Raw genomic sequence first — 20429 nt, 5'->3', positions numbered from 1 at the left:
CGACATGACGGACAACAACATCAAGCTTCAGGTCAAGAATCTGAACTTCTTTTACGGCAACTTCCACGCCCTCAAGAGCATCAATCTGGACATCGCGCCGAAAAAGGTCACCGCATTCATCGGCCCGTCCGGTTGCGGCAAATCCACGCTGCTGCGGACCTTCAACCGCATGTTCGAACTCTATCCGGGACTGCGCGCCGAAGGCGAGATCCTGCTCGATACCCACAACATTCTCGGCCGAGACGTGGACATCAACCTGCTTCGCGCCAAGGTCGGCATGGTGTTCCAGAAACCGACGCCGTTCCCGATGTCGATCTACGACAACATCACTTTTGGCGTGAAGCTCTACGAAAAACTGTCCAAGGCGGAGATGGACGACCGGGTGGAATGGGCGCTGCGCAAGGCGGCGCTGTGGGACGAAGTGAAGGACAAGCTCAGGCAGTCGGGCAACTCGCTCTCCGGCGGTCAGCAACAGCGCCTGTGCATCGCGCGCGCTGTGGCGGCGCGCCCGGAAGTGCTGCTGCTCGACGAACCGACCTCGGCGCTCGATCCGATATCGACGGCGCACATCGAGGAGCTGATTCACGAGCTCAAGGAGGACTACACCATCGCTATCGTGACCCACAACATGCAGCAGGCGGCGCGCGTTTCCGATTACACCGCCTACATGTACCTGGGCGAGCTGATCGAATTCGGCGAAACCGACACGATTTTCACCACACCGAAACAGCGTGCGACCGAAGATTACATTACCGGCAAATTCGGTTGACAAACCGGCATCCGCACCCCCGGAAATTTTCCGGGGGTTTTTCTTGTGAAATTAGCCACTTGTGTATCGTTTAGCGGCAATACCATATGCATAAGTCAAGTTTCACAGTCTCGAACAGCCACGCATGCGACACCCACATAAAAACTTTATAAAAGGTGCTTGACGTAAAAGCCCCGAACACCAACAATCGCGCCTTCCTGCAACCACTCTGTATCAGCCATGTTGGAACTTCTCTCAGGGCTTTCGCCGCAAGTCGCGGTCACCCTGATCCTGTCCCTCGGCTTCGTGCTGGCGTTCGAGTTCATCAACGGATTTCACGACACTGCCAACGCCATCGCCACGGTCATCTACACCCACTCGATGAAACCGCGTCTCGCCGTATTCGCTTCGGGTGTTTTCAATTTCCTTGGCGTCCTCTCGGGCGGCCTGGCCGTGGCCTACGCCATCGTCCACCTGCTGCCGGTCGACCTTCTGGTCTCGGTCAACACCACGCGCGGCCTCGCGATGGTCTTCGCGCTCCTGACCGCCGCCATCATGTGGAACCTCGGCACCTGGTACTTCGGTCTGCCCGCCTCCAGCTCGCACACCCTGATCGGCGCGATTCTCGGTGTCGGCGTGGCCAACAGCCTGATCAATCACACCTCGCTGGCCCAGGGCATCAACTGGGGCAAGGCCATCGACGTGGGTCTCGCGCTGCTGTGTTCGCCGCTGGTCGGCTTCGTGCTGGCCGGCATCATTGTGCTGATCATGCGCCGTCTTTATCCGACCCACAGCGTGCACAAGACGCCCGCCATTCGCCAGCAGGTGGAAGGCAAGAAACATCCGCCGTTCTGGACTCGTTTCCTGCTCGTTGTGTCCGCCATGAGCGTGAGTTTCGCGCACGGCTCCAACGACGGACAAAAGGGCGTCGGCCTGATCATGCTGGTGCTGATCGGTATCGTGCCGGCCAACTACGTGCTGAATCTGGAAAGCAATCCCTATCAGCTGGAGCGGACCCGCGACGCCGCCGTTCACCTGCAGCAGTTCTATAACAAACACGAAACCGAACTGCAGGCCATGATGGCGCAACCTGTCGCCGGCAAGCAGTTCGGGCGCTACGAATGCAATCCGCGCGACACGCTGGCCACCGCCGACAAGCTGATCGGCTCGCTCAACAGCACCAACGACTATCACCGGATGAGCGCCGAGCAACGCTGGGATGCGCGTACGCAGATTCTCTGTCTTGACGACGTCGCCAAGCTCGCCGGCAAGGTGAAGGGACTCGGCGACGCCGACAAGCGCCATCTGCAAAGCCTGCGCAGCGACCTGACCGCCACCACCGAATATGCTCCGACCTGGGTGATCATGTCGGTCGCCATGGCGCTGGGCATCGGCACCATGATCGGCTGGCGCCGTGTGGTGAAGACCGTCGGCGAAGGCATCGGCAAGAAAGACATGACCTACGCCCAGGGCATGTCCGCGCAGATGACCGCCGGCATTTCCATCGGGCTTGCCAGCTTCCTCGGCATGCCGGTGTCGACGACCCAAGTGCTCTCGAGCGCGGTGGCCGGTTCCATGGTGGCGGATCGCGCCGGGCTGCAGCTGAGCACCATCCGCGCCATTCTGCTGGCCTGGGTGTTCACCCTGCCCGTGGCGATGCTGTTGGCCGGTGGCCTTTACTATCTGGCCACGCTGCTGATCCACTGAGAGTCCGGACATGCTCGCGAAAAACCGCCAGGAATCTGGCGGTTTTTTCATTTTCGGAACGGATTTCACAAAGCTTGATTTTAATCAAGCCTTTACCCCTATACATCACTTGTTTAGAAAATTATATCTTGCTAATATACAAACGCTTCATCATGGTTTCTCCTTTGTTGTTTGCAGCAATCCCAATTTACCCCGGTCCCCTACAGACCGGGGCTTTTTTTTATCCGGCGTTTATACCGCTTCGCCTAGCATTCCACGCATACCCCAACGGCCACATCCTGGCAAAGGACTCCGTATGCCTCTGGTCATCCCTTCCGTACCGCCGGTTCCACCGCCGCCGTCAACAGACAGCGCGTCATCCCGCAAAGCCACCGCTCTTCCCCTGCTCGCCCTCTCGGCCCTCGGCGTCGTTTTCGGCGATCTGGGCACCAGCCCGCTGTATGCGCTTCAGGAAGCCTTTCATCCGGCCCGCGGCGTCGCGCCGAGTCCCGACAACATTCTCGGTATCGTTTCCCTGTTTCTCTGGTCGTTGATCCTGATGGTCAGCGTCAAGTACGTGTTGCTGCTGATGCGCGCGAGCCATCGCGGAGAGGGCGGCATTCTCGCGCTTCTCGCCCTCATTCTGGGCGACACAGGTCACTCGCGCGGCAGTCGTGCCTTCTGGCTGCTGCTCGGCCTAGCCGGCGCCGCCATGCTGTACGGCGACGGCCTCATCACTCCGGCCGTGTCGGTTCTGAGCGCAGTGGAAGGCTTGCGGGTCGCCACGCCATCGCTGGCGCACTATGTCGTTCCCCTGACGGCGGCCATCCTTGCCGGCCTGTTCCTGGTACAGGCTTTCGGCTCCGCCCGTGTCGGCATGGTATTCGGTCCGATCCTCGCCAGCTGGTTTGTGGCGATCGGCCTGCTCGGCCTGAACAGTTTTCTGGCGCGGCCCGACATTCTGCAAGCCTTCGATCCTCGTCATGCGCTGGACTTTTTCCAGCGCAACGGTTTTCGCGGTTTCGAATCCCTGGGCGCGGTAGTGCTATGCCTGACCGGCGCCGAGGCGCTGTACGCCGACATGGGTCATTTCGGACGCCGCCCCATCCGGCTGGCCTGGTACGGTCTCGCCCTGCCGACCCTGCTGCTGAGCTACCTGGGTCAGGGAGCGTTGCTGCTGGACAATCCCGGGCTGGCCGCGCGTCCCTTCTACTCGATGGTGCCGACGCCCCTGCTCTACCCGATGGTGTTGCTCGCCACGCTCGCCACCATTGTCGCGTCCCAGGCCTTGATCACCGCGGTGTTCTCTCTCACATGCCAGGCCATTCAGTTGGGGCTGTGGCCACGCATGAAAGTGCGGCATACCTCCGGCCAGCAGGTCGGCCAAGTCTATCTGCCACTGTTCAACGGGATAATGATGATCGGCACGCTATCGATCGTGATCGGTTTCGGCTCGTCGGAGCGTCTTGCCGCCGCGTTCGGTCTCGCGGTGTCCACCACCATGGCCATCACAACGCTGCTGTTCGCCGTGATGGCACGTCGTCAGTGGAACTGGCCTCTGGCATGGATCATTCCGCTCGCCGGCGGCCTCTTGATCATCGATCTGGCCTTCGTCGGCGCCAATGCCCTCAAAATCGCCGATGGCGGCTGGCTGCCGCTGTGCGTTGGCCTGGGCATGTGCGCCATCATGGCGACATGGAACTTTGGCCGGCGTTTGCTTGCCAGGGAGCAACGCCTGCGCGCCGTCGCGCTCGATGATTTTCTCGCGCGGGACAATCTGAACGGAGTGCACCGGATCGACGGCTGCGCCGTGTTTCTGGCCGAGGACACCGACCGTGTGCCGCTTGTGCTCCTGCACCACCTCAAGCACAACCGGGTGCTGCACGAGACCGTGATCCTGTGCTCCGTCGTCCCGGTCGACATTCCGCATGCCGATGCCCGCGATCGCGTCGAATCCCGGTGGTTGCGCGACGGAATGGCGCAGACCGTACTGCGGATCGGATTCATGGAAGAGGCGGATGTGCCCGCCCTGTTGCGCATCGCCTACCGGCAGCTCGGTCTTCCCGATAGCGCCCCGGTCGAGGCCACGTTCTATCTTGGCAGGCAGGTGGTCGCGCCCGACCCGCGCGTGTCACGCGTCTTGCGCTGTCTGCTGGGGTTCTACGCTCTGCTGCGCAAGAACGAGCGCAGCGCGGCGATGCACTTCGGCCTACCGCCGAACCGGGTCGTGGAAGTGGGCGCGCGCCTGGAGCTCGGGCACTGAACGCCCGCGCGGGGGAAAGGCAGGGGCGGTCAGGCCTTGAGAAACTGCTCCCGCCCGGCCAACCAGCGGTCCAGATGCGCGTCCGCCTCACGCGGAAAACGCGCCAGCATATCGGGGGCGAGCTCGCGCGCCTTTTCCAACAGCTCGATGTCTTCTTCGAGATTGGCGAAGCGCAGCATCGGCACCCCGCTCTGACGCGCGCCAAGGAATTCGCCGGGACCGCGGATCATCAGATCCTGGCGGGCGATCTCAAAACCGTCGGTGTTTTCATAAATCACTTTCAGGCGCGCCTTGGCCAGCTCGGACAACGGAGTGTCGAACATCAGCACGCACTGGCTTTTGGCCGCGCCCCGCCCCACTCGCCCGCGCAGCTGGTGCAGCTGGGCAAGGCCCATGCGTTCGGCGTGTTCGATGACCATCAGGCTGGCATTGGGCACGTCCACCCCCACCTCGATCACGGTGGTCGCCACCAGCACCTGGGTGTCGTTCGCCGCGAAGGAAGCCATCACGGCGGCCTTTTCATCGGGCTTCATCCGGCCGTGCACAAGACCGATTTGCCGCTCCGGCAAATCCTCGCCGAGCTGGACATGCGTATCCACGGCGGTCTGCAGTTGCAGCGTCTCGGATTCTTCGATGAGCGGGCACACCCAATACACCTGATTGCCTTGCGCGCAGGTCCGGTCGACATAGGCGATCACTTCGTCGCGCCGGCTGCTGTTTATCAGCTTGGTGACGATGGGGGTTCGTCCCGGGGGCAATTCGTCGATCACCGACACATCGAGATCGGCATAGAAACTCATCGCGAGGGTACGCGGAATCGGCGTGGCCGACATCATCAGCTGGTGCGGCTCCCGGCCTTTTTCCTTGAGCGCCAGCCTCTGCCCGACACCGAAGCGATGCTGCTCGTCGACGATGGCGAGTCCCAATTGGCGGAACGCCACATCCTCCTGGAATAGCGCATGGGTTCCCACAGCGAGAAGGACCGGCGTCGAGGCGATCGAGGCCAGCGCCTCGGCACGCGCTTTCTTGCGCATGGAGCCGGAGAGCCAGACGACCGTCACGCCAAGCGGCTCAAGCCACGCGGACAATTTCAGAAAATGCTGCTCGGCCAGAATCTCGGTGGGCGCCATCAGCGCCACCTGGTAGCCGGCCTCCAGGGCGGTCAATGCGCTCGCCGCCGCCACGATGGTCTTGCCGCTGCCCACATCGCCCTGCAGGAGCCGGTGCATCGGATGGGGGTTCGCCAGATCCGCGCGGATTTCAGCCAGCACCTTTTCCTGGGCGCGGGTCAGCGAAAAGGGAAGACTCGCGCGCAGTTGCCGGTCAAGCTCGCCGGTGCCGCGGATCACCGGCGCGATGCCAAGGCGCCGCGCGCGGTACGCAAGTCGCATCGACAGTTGCTGGGCCAGCAGTTCGTCGAATTTGAGGCGCTGCCAGGCGGGCAGCAGCGGATCCTCGAGCTGCCTCAGGGAAAACTCGGGAGGCGGGGCGTGCAGGGTATGGACGGCCTCGTCGAAGGTCGCCAGTCCCAGCGACTCGCGCACGCCGGGCGGCAGGGTCTCGCCCAGATCCTGGCGTTTCAGTTCATTCTGGATCTGGCGACGCAGCACCGGCTGGGCGAGTCCGTTGACCGTCGGGTAAACCGGCGTCAGCGCGCCGGCGAGCGGTTCGCCCTCATGCACGGCGCGGCATTTGGGGTGAATCATCTCGTCGCCGAAAAACCCCCGCTTCACCTCTCCGAGCGCGCGGATGCGCTGGCCCTTGGCCAGTTGTTTTTGCTGGCTCGGATAAAAGTTCAGAAACCGCAGCACCAGGGTGCCCGAACGGTCCTCCAGTTGCACCACCAGTTGCCGGCGCGGACGGAACTGCACCTCCTGGGCGATGACGTCCCCCTCGACCAGCACCGGTCGACCATAGGGCAGCGCGCCGATGGGATACAGATGCGTTTCGTCTTCGTAGCGCAATGGCATATGAAGAACAAGGTCGAAGCGCCGGCGTATGCCGAGCTTCTCGAATTTTTTGGCCGTGGCCGGTGGCACCTCGAGGGGAAGACCGGCAAGATCGCGGGATGAGGTCATGGCCTGAGAATTTTAACGGAACAAATAAAAACGGAAAGTCCCCCGGGGCAACTTTCCGTTTCGCAGCGTGCCGGCCCACAGGCCGGGCCGCAGGGTTTTCCGGTTACTGACGTTCCCAGACCTGGGAGCGGCCGAGCAGGGAAACCCCCAGGAAACCGCGCACTTCCAGCTTCTTGCCGCCATCGATCAGTTTCATCTTGGCGCTGTAGACCTTGCCGGATTTCGGATCGAGGATCTTGCCGCCGCTCCAGGCGCTCTCGCCGTCTTTCTTCAGGCCCCACAGGATGGTCATGCCGTTGACCGGCTTGTCTTTCAGGTCGCCTTCGCACTTGTCGCAGACCGCGTCGGGCTTGTGCAGGAGTTTGATGATCTTGCCGGACAACTCGCCGCCGCCCGCTTCGCTGATCTGGATCAGCGCCTTGGCCTGGTGGGTTTCGTCATCGATGTTCTTCCAGACCCCGGCGGCCGAGTCGGCCAGGGCGATCTGGGACATCAGGCCCAGGATGACCGCGGCGCCCGCGGTTTTCCATGCGTGTTTCATCGTGCTCTCCCTCGTGTGTTCTTAGGCAATATCAAACTACTGTTTGAAGTTCGGACTCCAGAATGCCAAGAGTCCCCGGATGCGTCAAGCCGCGGACGGAGGCTGCCCGATGCGGTCTCCCTTTGCCGCCGTGAAAAAACGGCACAAGGCCGTTTGTTTTACTACGCGCGGCGGGGGCTCACTCCGAGTCATCCCGTAGAAAAAGAGTCAGCAAATCGTTCAGGAACCGCTGGCCCTTCAGCGTGGGGGCCATCCGGTCCGCGCCGATGTCAATGAGCCCTTGTTTGGCGGCGCTCTCCAGTTCGCGCGCGATCGATGCGAGCGGCCGTCCGGTTCGCTCATGAAACAGCCGGTTCTCGAAGCCGTCCGTCAACCGCAAAAGATTCATCATGAACTCGAACGGCAGCTCGTCGCGCCGCACTTTGCGCGAAGACTGCACGGGCGCACCCTCCCCGACCGCCTTGAGCCAGGCGGCGGGCTGCTTGTAGCGCATCTCCCGAACAATGCCGGTGTGGCTGCTGATCTTGCCATGCGCGCCGGCGCCGATGCCCAGATAGTCGCCGAATTGCCAGTAATTGAGGTTATGCCGGCACTCGAACCCCGGGCGCGCGAACGCCGAGGTTTCGTAATGGAGAAAACCCGCGCCGGCCAGTTCGGCTTCGATGGCTTCCTGCATATCCGCCGCCACCTCCTCGTCGGGCAGGCCTTCGGGGGTATGGCGGTAGAACAGGGTGTTCGGCTCCAGCGTCAAATGGTAGGCGGACACATGCGGCACCCCGAACCCGACGGCGCGGCGGATGTCGGCCAGCGCTTCGTCGAGGGTCTGATCGGGGAGCGCGTACATGATATCCAGGTTGACCCGTTCGAAGTGGGTCAAGGCGATCTCCACCGCCCGGCATGCCTCGTTTTCATCGTGGATGCGACCGAGCGCCTTGAGTTTGCGGCCGTCGAAACTCTGGATGCCGATCGACAGCCGGTTGATGCCGGCTTCGCGGTAACCTTTGAATTTCTCGTACTCGAAGGTTCCCGGATTGGCTTCCAGGGTGATCTCCGCATCCGGATCGAGACGCACCCTGGCGCGCACGCCGGCGAGCAACCGGTCCATCGCCCCCGCGGAAAACAGGCTGGGCGTCCCGCCACCCATGAACACGGTACGCACCGGACGTCCCCAGATGGCGGGCAAGGCGCTGTCCAGATCGGCGAGCAAGGCCTCTACATACCCGTTCTCGTCAAAACCGTTCCTCGCTTCGTGCGAATTGAAGTCGCAATACGGACACTTGCGCACACACCAGGGGAAATGGATATAGAGCGACAGCGGCGGCGGCTCTCTGAGCGCCCCCGGCATGGCGATGCCGGCCACCTGGCTCATGCCATGGCTTTCAGCCGCGCCAGCAGCGTATCGATCGCCTGCCCGCGGTGGCTCATGCGGTTTTTCCGTTCGGAGGGCAACTCGGCGACGGTTTTGCCTTCGACCGGCAACCAGAAGTGGGGGTCGTAGCCAAAACCGCCCTCGCCGCGCGGCTCATCGACGATTTCACCCTGCCAGACGCCCTCGGCCACCAGGGGTTGCGGATCCTCGGCATGACGCACCAGCACCAGCACGCAGGTGTACCAGGCCCGGCGGTTGGACTCCCCGGCCAATTTGTCGATCAGCAGCGCATTATTGGCGGCGTCGGATTTGGGTTCACCGGCGAACCGCGCGGAATACACACCCGGCGCGCCGCCAAGCGCCTCAACGCAAACGCCCGAATCGTCGGCCAGCGCCGGCAACCCGGTCACCCGGCTCGCATGGCGCGCCTTTTCCAGGGCGTTTTCCAGAAAGGTGATATGCGGCTCGGGACACTCGGGCACCCCCAATTCGCCCTGAGGCACGACACGGATGCCCAGCGGGGCGAGAAGAGCGGAAAATTCCTTCAGTTTGCCGGCATTGTTGCTGGCCAGTACGAGCGTATCGAACACAAGCGATCCTTTGTCTTTGTTAGCGGGCAACCTTGACTTCGGTCCACAGGCGCGTGAGCAGGCGCCGCTCCGCCGGGGTCAGCTCGCGCAGCACGGTCCACTTGCGGACCGAGACCGGATCGGGACTGATCACCGGATGGGTTTTCAGATCCTTGCGGAAATAGGGACGCGCGCTGCGCACCGGGTTGGTCGCTCCGTTCAGGTTGGTCAACTGGGCGGCGTTCTTGCCGTCCATCATGAAGTTCATGAACCGCAGAGCCAGATCCGGGCGCTTGGCGCGCGAGAGGATCGCCATGGTGTCGATGCCCAGTTCATTGCCCTCTTTCTGGGGCACATTGGCCACCGCGAAAGCGCGGCGCGCGTGGCGGGCATCCTCGTTCGCCTGGAAGAACTCCGTCGAATAGCCGAGCGACACCCAGATGTCGCCGACCGCGAGCTCTTTCAGGTAGCTCGCGTTGGAAAAGGCCGCCCAATAGGGTTTGGCCGTCTTGATGACCTGCTGGGCCTGACGGTAGTCCGCCTCGGTCGCCTTGTTCGGGTCCTTGCCCAGGTACATCAGCGCCGCCGCGAACACTTCGCGCGAGCTGTCGAGCACCGTCACGCGGCCTTTCAGGCGCGCGAGGACTTTCGGATCGAAAACCACCGACCAGCTGCCCGGATCGATATTCAATGCCTTGAGCTTCTCGGTGTTGTAGCCCACCGAAGTCAGCGACAAGACGGTCGGAATAGCGTAGGTATTCTGGGGGTCCCAACCTTGTTTCATGAAAGCGGGATCCATATTGGCGATATTGGGCAACTTCGACTTGTCGAGCGGCAGCAGCAATTTCTGCTTGATCATCGCCTGGATAACGAAGCTGGAGGGAAACACCATATCGTAACCGGTCGCGCCCGCGGCCAGCTTGGCCAGCATTTCTTCGTTGTCGCCATAAAAATCCTGGACGACCTTGCACTGGCACTCCGCCTCGAAACGCTTGACGATGTCGTCGGACAGGGATCCGCTCCAGTTATAGATGTGCAGGACATCCGAGGGGGCCGCCTGCGCAAGACACAGCCACAGAGCCGAAACCACGCCCATGATCACCCGTTTCATCACAACCTTACCTCCTGATACACGATACACGCGCCCGGTGACCATCACCGGCCGATTTCTTCAAGGGCCTTCAGGACAAGACGTCCGTCCGCGCCTTCCAGGCACGAGGCGTCCGACAGCATGCGCCGCCAGTGGCGGGCTCCCGGCACGCCCTGGAACAAACCAAGGATATGGCGGGCGATGTTGCGCAGCTTGTGGCCCTCGGCCAGATTGCGCTCAATATAGGGCAACATGGCCAGCGCGACCTTGCGGCGGGTCAGATCGCCGGGCTCCGTGCCGTAGAAACGCGCGTCCCAGTCCGCCATGATCCACGGATTGTGGTATGCCTCGCGTCCGACCATCACGCCGTCCACATGGCGCAGATGCGCCTCGATGTCATCGGAGGTTTTCACACCGCCGTTGATCAGGATCTCAAGATCCGGGCGCTCGGCCTTGAGGCGATACACGTAGTCGTATTTGAGGGGCGGAATCTCGCGGTTCTCCTTGGGCGAGAGGCCTTTGAGAATGGCATTGCGCGCATGCACGATGAAGGTGCGGCAGCCGGCCGCCGCCACGGTCTCGACGAATCCGGCGAGAAAAGCATAGTCCTCGATCGCGTCGATCCCGATGCGATGCTTCACCGTCACGTCGATATCCACGGCGTCGCGCATCGCCTTGACACAGTCGGCCACAAGATCCGCCTCCGCCATCAAACAGGCGCCGAACGCGCCCTTCTGCACACGCTCGGATGGACACCCCACATTCAGGTTCACTTCGTCATAGCCGAATGATTGCGCGAGCTTCGCGCAATGCGCGAGCTCGGACGGTTCGGACCCACCCAGTTGCAGCGCGACCGGATGTTCGCTGTCATCGAAACGCAGATGCCGCGCGGCATCGCCATGGATCAGGGCGCCGGTCGTCACCATTTCGGTGTAGAGCCAGGTGTGGCGGGTGATCAGCCGGGCAAAATAGCGGTAGTGCCGATCCGTCCAGTCCAGCATCGGCGCCACGGACAGGCGCCGGGAGGGCAATGTTGCCGCATGACCTTGGCGGAGGGGGCTTTCAGCGAGATTGGCTGCACTCAGATGACTGTTCATTTCGACCGATTTTCGCCTGTTTTCGTCGCAATGGCGCGCAAAAGACGCGTCTTTTCAGGGAGATAACACCGGCTCCCCGCGCCTCGCGGCACTCTGGGCACCGCCCGCATGGCAACGATTACTAAGCAGTTGAAAAAACGGAGAATTATCCTATCCAGCCCAAGCAGGGGTCAAGCGCGCAGGCAAGATTCTCTTCAGATCGATCCGATGTTACCCCACGAAGAGTACGCGAGCAGTCCGGCAGCCAGGCAGGAGCCCTCAGCGCAACGGTTTGGCCCGAACATGCGAGCGGAAGGGCGATGATTAACCATTGGGTACAAACGCCCCATCTTGAAGGAGTCAGTGTTTAATGGTGGGCTGTGTTAATGGAATGGACGCCCCCTTCCTGACCGGTCAACGAAAGAAGCCTGGCAGGCTCTGGCCAGAACAGAGAGGCTTTCCCGTCAGTAGTGGGGCAGGGGCAGGGGAAGAAGCGGTTTGCTCATACGCCATTCTTCCAGGCGCGGGCAGGTTCTGGTCTGCGCGACCAAACCCTTGCGCTCCGATGACATCGATCGCGCCGGCTGACCCGCCCGGCGACGGCGTCACCCGTCGCGGGATCCGGCGGACAAACCGTCGAAACTGACTTTCAGCATATGCCGGATGATGTCTTCATCTGCATATTTGCCATACACCCGCAGGTACTCGACCGCGGGATCGCAAGTCCGGGAATAGTAGCTGTAGAGAATCACATCCGTCGGCATGTCGGCGTTCAGTTCGCCTTGCTGTTTCGCCTGCTCGACAATGCGCTGCAATGTTTTGTGCAGCTTTATCGCGCGGCTGAGGTAGCGCAGGTTGCGGGTCAGCATGCCTCTCACCTGCGGGCTGGTCGAGGGCAGAAACGGCAAGCCCCCGTCAAGACGGACCCGCAACGCCCACGCCAACAGGTCGCGCAGGCGGTCGATCGGACCGAGCGCCGGATCCTGCCCCGTCAAATAATCCAGAGCGTCATCCAGCAAGCGGATCATCACCTCGGTCGCCAATTCCTCTTTGGATTTGAAATGCTTGTACAGACTGGGTTTGGAAACCCCCGCTTCGTTCGCCACGTCGTCCATGGTCATCAAATCGAAGCCCTTGCTCGCCAGCATCCGTGTGGTGGCTTCCAGGACAGCCTGTTCGCGCAGCTTGAATGTCTGATCCTTGAAGCTCAGCCGGCCAAAAATACCCATTGGTAACACCTTTTACTGATCAGTAGCATTTTTTTCAGTTTGGTTTTATCCTGACTATAAAGCAGCACCGGCACACTGCCAAGGCCGGGGCCGGGGCATTTTTACTTTGCGGACACAACGACATGGTGAACACCTCATCGCCACAACGCATCGCGGTCATAGGCAGCGGCATCGCCGGCCTCGCCACGGCCTATTTTCTTTCCAGGCGGCATGCGGTCACGCTGTTTGAAGCCGCGGACTACCTGGGTGGTCACACCCATACCGTCGATGTCGAGGTCGATGGCATCCCTTTCGCCGTGGACACCGGTTTTCTGGTGTTCAACGAACGTACCTACCCCAACCTGATCGGACTGTTCAACGAACTGGGGATCCCCAGTCATCCGAGCGCGATGTCATTCAGCGTCTCGCTCGGCCGGGGCCGGCTGGAGTGGTCGGGACGGAACCTGAACAGCGTTTTCGTTCAGCGCGGCAATCTGCTGTCGCCACGGTTCTGGGGCATGCTGGCCGACATTCTGCGCTTTAACCGCGAGGCGGAACGCAATCTGCGGCATGTCATTGCTGTGCCGCAGAACCTGGGGAGCTTGCTTGACGCCGGACGATACGGGGCGGCCTTTCGCGACCACTACCTGCTGCCCATGGCGGCGGCGATCTGGTCCAGCCCCTGCCGCGACATTCTGTCTTTTCCGGCGGAGACCTTTTTGCGGTTCTGCCTGAACCACGGCCTGCTGCAACTGCGCCACCGGCCGCAATGGCTCACCGTGCCGGGCGGCGCGCGGCGCTATGTCGAAACAATCGCGTCCGGCCTCGCCGATGTCCGGCTCTCCACCCCCGTGCTCGGCGTCCGCCGCACGGACGATGGCGCGCACCTGCGGACTCCCGATGGTGAAGAGATTTTCGATGGCGTCATTTTCGCCACTCACGCGCCTCAGGCGCTGGCCCTGCTCGACGATGCCGATGAGCTGGAGCGCGAGACACTGTCCGCGGTGCGTTATCAAGCCAACGAGGCGGTGCTGCACACCGACGCCTCTTTGCTTCCCCGACGCGAAGCCGCCTGGGCGGCCTGGAATTTCCTCTCGGACGATGGTGATGACAGCCGCGCGGTGGGTGTCAGTTATTTGCTCAACCAGTTGCAGCCGTTACCCGTCGCCACCCCGGTAGCCGTAACCCTGAATCCGCCGCGCCCGCCCGATCCGGCCAAAGTACTGGGCCGTTTCCATTATGAGCATCCCCTGCTCGACGCCGAGGCCATCGCCGCGCAACACGCGTTGCCCCGTATCCAGGGGCGCCGGGCGTGTTGGTTCGCCGGCGCCTGGACCGGCTATGGCTTCCATGAAGACGGGCTGAAGTCGGCCTTGCATGTGGTCCGGGCATTCGGACTCGCGCCCGCATGGGCGAGGTTATGACAATGATCTCGGCATATCTCTTGACGGGCCACGTCATGCACCATCGTTTGCGGCCAATCGCCAACCGTTTCGTCTACCCGGTGTTCTGCTTGCGTCTGAACGTCTCCGCGCTGGCGGACATGCGCGGCCTGTGGTTTGGCGTGGACTGCTGGCGGCCGTTGTCGCTGCGCACGCGCGACTACGGCCCGCGCGACGGCTCACCGCTGTTGCCATGGATACACGCGCAACTGACCGAAGCCGGCCTGTGCGCAGATGGTGACATCTGGCTGCAAACCTTTCCGCGCGTGTTCGGCTATGTGTTCAATCCGGTCAGCTTCTGGCATTGCCACGACGCGGCGGGGCGGTTGATCGCCGTACTGGCAGAAGTGAACAACACATTTGGCGAAAGGCATTGCTATCTCCTCAGCCGGACGGACGGCGGACCGATCATGGCCTCCTGCCAGCTCATCTGCCGCAAACGGCTGCACGTTTCTCCTTTTTGCAAAGTGGAAGGACACTATCGATTCCGTTTTACCGAACAGGTCAACCGCTCGCTGACCCGCATCGATTATCACGACGCGGCCGGCGTCTTGCTGCGCACCTCGATATCGGGCCGATTGCGTGCCCTGACGTCGAAGACCGCGGCCACGGCCTTGCTGCGCCAGCCCCTGCTGACGATGGGTGTTGTCGCCCGCATCCACTGGCAGGCACTCAAACTTTGGCTACAACGCGTGCCCTTCTTCCGCAAACCGTATCCCCCCGCCACGGCGCTCAGCCGCGGCCAGGAGCTGAAACCATGAGCGCGAGCCAACCTGCCGCCTTGTCCCGCCCCGCCACGCCCCCCGCCGGACGGGCGCTGCTGGCCTTGTTGGCGCAGTTGCGCCAGGGCTGCCTGAAACTCATCACACCGGATGGGGAAACCCTGTGGTTCGGCGCCGCGTCTCGCCTGCCCGACGCCGAGCTGACGCTCCACGACTGGCGCGCCTGCCGTCGCATTCTTTCGGGCAACGACATAGGTTTCGCCGAGGCCTACCGCGACGGCTGGCTGGACAGCCCGGACCTCACCGCGCTGTTGCGGCTGGCACTGCAGAACGAAGAAGCATTGCAACTGGGCAAGCTGGGCCGCTGGGCGACGAATCTGTGGCACAGGCTGCGCCATCTCTTGCGCCTCAACAGTCGGCGCGGCAGTCGGCGCAACATTCATGCCCATTACGATATCGGCAACGATTTTTACAAGCTGTGGCTCGACCCCGGGTGGACCTATTCCAGCGCCTGGTTCGACGGCGACGACAGCCTGCCTTTGGTCGACGCCCAAGCGCGCAAGTACCAGCGGATTTGTGATCAGTTGCGGCTGCGCCCAGGCATGCGCGTGCTGGAGATCGGTTGCGGCTGGGGCGGTTTCGCCGAGCATGCCGCCCGGCTTGGCGTTGAGGTTCATGGCATCACCATCTCGGATGCACAGCTGGACTTCGCGCGCCACCGCCTGGCCGACGAGCCGCGCGTCAGGCTGGAACACCGCGACTACCGCGACCTGACCGGGCAGTACGACGCCATCGTGTCGATCGAGATGTTCGAAGCGGTGGGCGAACGCTATTGGCAAGGTTATTTCGACACGCTGCGCCGCTGTTTGAAACCGGATGGCCAAGCGCTGGTGCAGAGCATCACCATCGACGAAACGCGTTTCGAGGCATACCGCGCCCGCGCCGACTTTATCCAGACATTTATTTTTCCTGGCGGCATGCTGCCCAGCCGCGAGCGTTTCCAGCGCGCGGCGCAACAACGCGGACTGACCTGCCGCAATCGCCTCGATTTCGGTGAGGACTACGCGGAGACGCTGCGTCGCTGGCGCAGCGCTTTTGAAACCAGCCTGGACGCCGTTCGCAGTCAAGGCTTCGACGAAACCTTCATCCGGTTATGGCGGCTTTATTTGTGCTACTGCGAAGCGGGTTTCGACGCCCGCCGCATCGGCGTGTCGCAATTCTTGCTGCATAGGCAGTCATCATGCGCCCCACCGCCTCGCTCGCCGCGGTGACCTCGCCGGCCGGCGGTGATTATGCCGCCAACCGCCCGCAGCTGGATCCCGACCTTTTTTTCCTGGGCAAGACCGAAGCCCGGGGAATGTCCCTGGATCGGCAAGGCCGCCTGGTCAAACGCTTTACCGTGAACATGAACGGCGAGCACCGGGGCGGCGTCACACTGTTCTTCCGCAAGCCGGAGCCCGCGCCATGACGCCGCGCCTCAACCCCGCCATCGCCGACTGGCGCGCGCGTCGGGTATGGATAATAGGCGCGTCCAGCGGCATCGGCGCGGCCCTGGCGGCCGAACTGCTGGACGCGGGAGCCGGCGTCATTCTGTCGGCGCGGCGCGCCGAACCGATGCGGGCACTCGCCGCCGACCACCCCGCCGCTCGGGTGGAAACACTGGACGTCACCGATCCGGGAGCATGGCAACGCGTATGGGCGCAGCTGGATCACCCCGGCTCGCGGCCTGATCTGGTGGTGTTCTGCGCGGCGGACTATCGCCCGCAAACCTGTCTGGATCTGCACGCCGATGAAACCCGCCGTCTGCTCGACACCAATCTGCTGGGCGTCTATCACGGGCTGGAAGTGATACTGCCGACTCTGGCGCGGCAAGGCCATGGCGGCGTGGCGCTGATCGCCAGTGTGGCGGGGTACGCCGGGCTGCCCGGAGCGGTGGTGTACGGTCCCGGCAAGGCGGCGCTGATCAACCTGGCGGAAATCCTCTATGCCGAACTGAAGCCCCGCGGTGTGGCGGTTTACCTGATCAACCCCGGCTTTGTCGCCACGCCGCTCACCGCCAAGAACGATTTTCCCATGCCGGCGCTGCTCACGCCGCGCGAGGCGGCGCGCGATATCATGCGCGGACTGGCGCGTGGCGCATTCGAAATCCATTTTCCGTTCCGCTTCACGTTCTGGCTCAAACTATTGCGGCTGCTGCCCTACCGGCTGCGGCTACCCTTGCTCGCGAGGTTGTCACGATCATGACACGCATTCCTTCCCAAACCGAATGGCGGGCTTTGCTCGACTGGTACCAGACGCTGACACCGGACACTCTGCCGGATATTGGCCGCTACTATGCCGAAGACGCCCGCTTCAAAGACCCGTTCAACGACGCGCGCGGCATCGCCAACATCGAGAAGATATTCCGTCACATGTTCAAGACCGTGAAACGGCCACGCTTCACGGTCCGGGACGCATTGCGCGATGGCGACCAGGCCTTCCTCACCTGGGATTTCGACTTTGCCTGCGCCGGACGCGAGGTCAACATCCACGGGAGCAGCCATTTGCAGTTCAACGACGACGGCAAGATCACGCTGCACCGCGACTACTGGGACACGAGCGAAGAGCTGTTCGAGAAAATCCCGTTGTTCGGTCTGCCGCTGGCTTGGCTGCGCAAGAAACTCAAGGTGGTGTGATGGCGACGCGGGAGTTCAGGGGCAACAAGGCCGCCCTGCCATCCAAACCCTGCGCGGCCTGCGCCCGGATGATGAGCTGGCGCAAACAGTGGCGCGCCACCTGGGAGTCCGTCCAATACTGCTCGGAACGCTGCCGCCGCCATAAAGGCCAGACCCCATGAGCACGATCATCTATTGGTTGCGCCAGGACCTGCGGCTGGACGACAATGCCGCGCTGCTGGCCGCCTGCGCCGGGGCGAAGCTGCTGCCGGTGTATTGCCATGCCCTGCAGACGGATAGCGGCTGGGGTTTTCTCCGCGCCGGCCCCCACCGCCTGGCCTTTACCGGGCAGGCCCTGGATGCGTTGCGACGGGCGTTGCGCGCGCGAGGCAGCGAGCTGTGCGAAATCGCCGGCGCACCGGCGGATGTGCTGCCGCGGCTGGCCCGGCAAATCAGTGCCGACCGCGTGGTCTGCGAGCATATCGCCGCGCCAGAAGAGGAAGCCGAAGTGGCCGCGCTGCGCCGTGCCGGCCTGCGCGTGGACACCATCTGGCAATCCAGCCTCTACGCGCCGCAACAACTGCCGTTCGCGCCGGATCGCTTGCCGATGACATTCACCCCGTTCCGTCAAGCGATCGAACGGGCCGCGCGGGTTCCAGAGGCGCCCCTGGCCACCCCGGACACGCTGCCCCCCTTGCCGGAGGACTGGCAACGCGCCGAGTCGCCCGCGCGCGTGCCGCCCGCCGTGGAGCCACGCTCATCGTTTCCCTATCATCTTCCGGCGTTCCACGGCGGCGAAGACGCGGCGCGCGCGCATCTGGGGCGCTATCTGGCGAGCGCCCTTCCGCACCGCTACAAGGCCACGCGCGACAGCTTGCACGGCACCGACTACTCGACGAAGCTCTCCCCCTGGCTGGCCTGCGGCGCGCTGTCGCCGCGCCGCGTCTGGCAGGCGCTGAAGGATTTCGAGGCCGAGCGCGGCGCCAGCGAAAGCAGCGACTGGATAGGTTTCGAGCTGCTGTGGCGCGATTATTTCCGCTTTTTGCTGCTGCGTCACGGTACAAGGCTGTTCCGCGCGACCGGTCTGTCCTGTCAACCGGTATCGGCGCACAACGAAGCGGCGTTCAGGGACTGGCGCCACGGCGAAACCGGTCAGCCACTGGTGGACGCGGCGATGCGCGAGCTGGCCGCCAGCGGTTATCTGTCCAACCGTTTGCGCCAGGTGGCGGCCAGCTATCTGGTATACGAGTGCGGCGGCGACTGGCGCGCCGGAGCGGCCTGGTTCGAGGCGCAACTGATCGATTATGACGTGTACAGCAACCAGGGCAACTGGCTGTACATCGCCGGGCGCGGCACCGACCCGCGCGGCGGGCGGCGCTTCAACCCTCAGCGGCAAGCCGACGAACATGATGCGCAAGGAGACTACCGCGCGCTGTGGAGCTCGGCATGACCCGGTTGCGACTGATCCTGGGCGACCAGCTCAATCCCTGCCATAGCTGGTTTGGCGAACCCGATCCGCATGTGGTGCATGTGATGATGGAAATACGCCAGGAAACCGATTATGTGCGCCACCACGCGCAGAAGATCCTGGCCATCTTCGCCGCGATGCGCGATTTCGCCGCCGGGTTGAAATCCCGGGGCCATCGCGTGCGCTACATCGCCATCGACGACCCAAGCAACCGACAATCGCTGACCGGCAATCTGGATGCGCTGATTCGTCATTACGACGCGGTGGAGGTGGAATACCTGGCGCCGGACGAATGGCGGCTCGACCGCCAAGTGGCGGAATGGGCCGCCGGCTTGTCCATTCCCTGCCGCATGACGGACAGCGAGCACTTCTATACCGCGCGCGATGAAGCCGCGGCGTTTTTCGGGACGAGCCGCCAATGGCGCCAGGAAGCGCTGTACCGCCGGCTGCGGCGCAAACAGGACATCCTGCTGGACGAAAGCGGCGAGCCCGTTGGCGGGCGCTGGAATTTCGACGCCGACAACCGCCAGCGCTGGCCCGGTACTCCGCCAGAGCCGAAGGACACACGGCCGGCGCACGACCACAGCGGGCTGTGGCAAACCATCACCGGCGCCCAAGTGGGCAGCTTCGGTCACCCCCGCGCGGACGCGTTGCAATGGCCGCTCAACCGCGCCGAGGCGCTCGCCCAGCTGCAAGCCTTTATCGAACACGCGCTGCCGCATTTCGGCGCCTATCAGGACGCGATGAGTCAGCACTCACGGCGACTGTTCCATTCGCTGCTGTCCTTCGCGCTCAATGTGAAAATGCTCAATCCCCGCGAGGTGGTGGACGCCGCTGTTGCCGCATGGCGCCAGGGCCGCGCGCCCCTGACCGCGGTGGAAGGCTTTGTGCGGCAGATACTGGGCTGGCGCGAATATGTGCGCGGGGTCTACTGGGCGAGGATGCCCGGCTACCGCGACAGCAACGCGCTGTCGCACCACTTGCCACTGCCGCGCTGGTTCTGGAACGGCGATACCGGCATGCGCTGTCTGGCCCATGCCATCGGCCAATCACTGGAAGATGCCTACGCTCACCATATCCAGCGGTTGATGGTGATTGGCAATTTCGGGCTGATCGCCGGGCTATCGCCGCAGGCGTTGCACGAGTGGTATCTGGGCGTCTATATCGACGCCTTCGAATGGGTGGAGCTGCCCAACACGCTGGGCATGAGCCAGTTCGCCGATGGCGGATTGCTCGGCAGCAAGCCTTATGCCGGCAGCGCCGCCTATATCGGCCGCATGAGCGATTACTGCGCGGGCTGCCGCTATCGGCCCAAAGAGCGCGTCGGCCCCGACGCCTGCCCGTTCAATGCCCTGTATTGGGATTTTTTTCAGCGCCACCGCGCGCGACTGTCCGCCAATCCCCGGTTGGCCCTGGTTTACCGCCAGTTGGACAGACTGCCCGATACCGAACGCGCCGCCATCGCCGCCCGCGCCGGAGCGCTGCAAGCCTCTCTTGACGCACTGTGAGTCTGAT

The 20429-nt window shown here is 63.0% G+C and carries 19 protein-coding genes; 12 read left to right on the top strand and 7 right to left on the bottom strand.

What is annotated here, in order from left to right; all coding sequences use genetic code 11:
- The first annotated feature begins 4 nt into the window (after positions 1 to 4).
- The 3 genes from pstB (at position 5) to JNO50_RS03305 (ending at position 4697) form a co-directional block, all read left to right on the top strand.
- Entirely contained in the window at positions 5 to 769 is a 765-nt protein-coding gene (pstB, locus tag JNO50_RS03315; RefSeq protein WP_189533339.1) for a phosphate ABC transporter ATP-binding protein PstB, read from the top strand.
- Between the two features lie 219 nt (positions 770 to 988).
- Positions 989 to 2455, top strand: a complete 1467-nt coding sequence (locus JNO50_RS03310) for an inorganic phosphate transporter (RefSeq protein WP_189533341.1) — start codon at positions 989 to 991, stop codon at positions 2453 to 2455.
- A gap of 295 nt (positions 2456 to 2750) precedes the next feature.
- Complete coding sequence (locus JNO50_RS03305) at positions 2751 to 4697, top strand: potassium transporter Kup (protein ID WP_189533343.1); 1947 nt, start codon at positions 2751 to 2753, stop codon at positions 4695 to 4697.
- A gap of 29 nt (positions 4698 to 4726) precedes the next feature.
- On the opposite strand, the gene recG is transcribed toward JNO50_RS03305, so the two are convergent.
- The 7 genes from recG to JNO50_RS03270 form a co-directional block, all read right to left on the bottom strand.
- On the bottom strand, positions 4727 to 6775 hold the full coding sequence (recG, locus tag JNO50_RS03300; protein ID WP_189533345.1) for an ATP-dependent DNA helicase RecG: 2049 nt from the start codon (positions 6773 to 6775) through the stop codon (positions 4727 to 4729).
- A 103-nt stretch (positions 6776 to 6878) separates the two neighbouring features.
- Positions 6879 to 7316, bottom strand: a complete 438-nt coding sequence (locus JNO50_RS03295; protein WP_189533346.1) for a DUF2147 domain-containing protein — start codon at positions 7314 to 7316, stop codon at positions 6879 to 6881.
- A gap of 178 nt (positions 7317 to 7494) precedes the next feature.
- On the bottom strand, positions 7495 to 8685 hold the full coding sequence (gene hemW / locus JNO50_RS03290) for a radical SAM family heme chaperone HemW (RefSeq protein ID WP_189533348.1): 1191 nt from the start codon (positions 8683 to 8685) through the stop codon (positions 7495 to 7497).
- Positions 8682 to 9275, bottom strand: coding sequence for an RdgB/HAM1 family non-canonical purine NTP pyrophosphatase (gene rdgB / locus JNO50_RS03285; RefSeq protein WP_189533350.1), 594 nt, complete (start codon positions 9273 to 9275; stop codon positions 8682 to 8684). Before rdgB ends, hemW begins: the two co-directional genes overlap by 4 nt.
- Positions 9276 to 9294: 19 nt before the next feature.
- Positions 9295 to 10365: an ABC transporter substrate-binding protein gene (locus JNO50_RS03280; RefSeq protein ID WP_189533352.1), complete on the bottom strand. Its 1071-nt coding sequence runs from the start codon at positions 10363 to 10365 to the stop codon at positions 9295 to 9297.
- Positions 10366 to 10409: 44 nt separating this feature from the next.
- Entirely contained in the window at positions 10410 to 11345 is a 936-nt protein-coding gene (dusA, locus tag JNO50_RS03275; RefSeq protein WP_229804618.1) for a tRNA dihydrouridine(20/20a) synthase DusA, read from the bottom strand.
- A gap of 680 nt (positions 11346 to 12025) precedes the next feature.
- A complete protein-coding gene (locus JNO50_RS03270; RefSeq protein ID WP_189533356.1) occupies positions 12026 to 12649 on the bottom strand; it encodes a TetR/AcrR family transcriptional regulator in 624 nt (207 codons plus the stop codon).
- A gap of 122 nt (positions 12650 to 12771) precedes the next feature.
- On the opposite strand from JNO50_RS03270, the gene JNO50_RS03265 reads away from it, so the two are divergent.
- Genes JNO50_RS03265 through JNO50_RS03225 form a run of 9 tightly spaced genes read left to right on the top strand, consistent with a single transcriptional unit; the run spans position 12772 to position 20422 of the window.
- Positions 12772 to 14052, top strand: a complete 1281-nt coding sequence (locus tag JNO50_RS03265) for an NAD(P)/FAD-dependent oxidoreductase (RefSeq protein WP_189533358.1) — start codon at positions 12772 to 12774, stop codon at positions 14050 to 14052.
- Positions 14037 to 14831, top strand: a complete 795-nt coding sequence (locus tag JNO50_RS03260; RefSeq protein WP_229804616.1) for a DUF1365 domain-containing protein — start codon at positions 14037 to 14039, stop codon at positions 14829 to 14831. Before JNO50_RS03265 ends, JNO50_RS03260 begins: the two co-directional genes overlap by 16 nt.
- Positions 14828 to 16063, top strand: coding sequence for an SAM-dependent methyltransferase (locus JNO50_RS03255; protein WP_189533360.1), 1236 nt, complete (start codon positions 14828 to 14830; stop codon positions 16061 to 16063). The genes JNO50_RS03260 and JNO50_RS03255 overlap by 4 nt, the downstream gene beginning before the upstream one ends.
- Complete coding sequence (locus tag JNO50_RS03250; protein WP_189533362.1) at positions 16033 to 16260, top strand: DUF3833 family protein; 228 nt, start codon at positions 16033 to 16035, stop codon at positions 16258 to 16260. The genes JNO50_RS03255 and JNO50_RS03250 overlap by 31 nt, the downstream gene beginning before the upstream one ends.
- Positions 16257 to 17036 (top strand): SDR family NAD(P)-dependent oxidoreductase, encoded by a 780-nt coding sequence (locus JNO50_RS03245; protein WP_189533364.1) that lies wholly within the window; start codon positions 16257 to 16259, stop codon positions 17034 to 17036. Before JNO50_RS03250 ends, JNO50_RS03245 begins: the two co-directional genes overlap by 4 nt.
- Positions 17033 to 17467 (top strand): nuclear transport factor 2 family protein, encoded by a 435-nt coding sequence (locus tag JNO50_RS03240; protein WP_189533367.1) that lies wholly within the window; start codon positions 17033 to 17035, stop codon positions 17465 to 17467. Before JNO50_RS03245 ends, JNO50_RS03240 begins: the two co-directional genes overlap by 4 nt.
- Positions 17467 to 17628, top strand: a complete 162-nt coding sequence (locus tag JNO50_RS19105) for a DUF2256 domain-containing protein (RefSeq protein WP_189533369.1) — start codon at positions 17467 to 17469, stop codon at positions 17626 to 17628. The genes JNO50_RS03240 and JNO50_RS19105 overlap by 1 nt, the downstream gene beginning before the upstream one ends.
- Entirely contained in the window at positions 17625 to 18896 is a 1272-nt protein-coding gene (locus JNO50_RS03230; RefSeq protein ID WP_189533371.1) for a DASH family cryptochrome, read from the top strand. Before JNO50_RS19105 ends, JNO50_RS03230 begins: the two co-directional genes overlap by 4 nt.
- On the top strand, positions 18893 to 20422 hold the full coding sequence (locus JNO50_RS03225) for a cryptochrome/photolyase family protein (RefSeq protein ID WP_189533373.1): 1530 nt from the start codon (positions 18893 to 18895) through the stop codon (positions 20420 to 20422). The genes JNO50_RS03230 and JNO50_RS03225 overlap by 4 nt, the downstream gene beginning before the upstream one ends.
- Positions 20423 to 20429: the final 7 nt, after the last annotated feature.

Source organism: Paludibacterium paludis (genome assembly GCF_018802605.1).
Taxonomy (GTDB): domain Bacteria; phylum Pseudomonadota; class Gammaproteobacteria; order Burkholderiales; family Chromobacteriaceae; genus Paludibacterium; species Paludibacterium paludis.
Note: the sequence above shows the minus strand (reverse complement) of the source record. Positions and strands in the feature narration are given on the sequence as shown.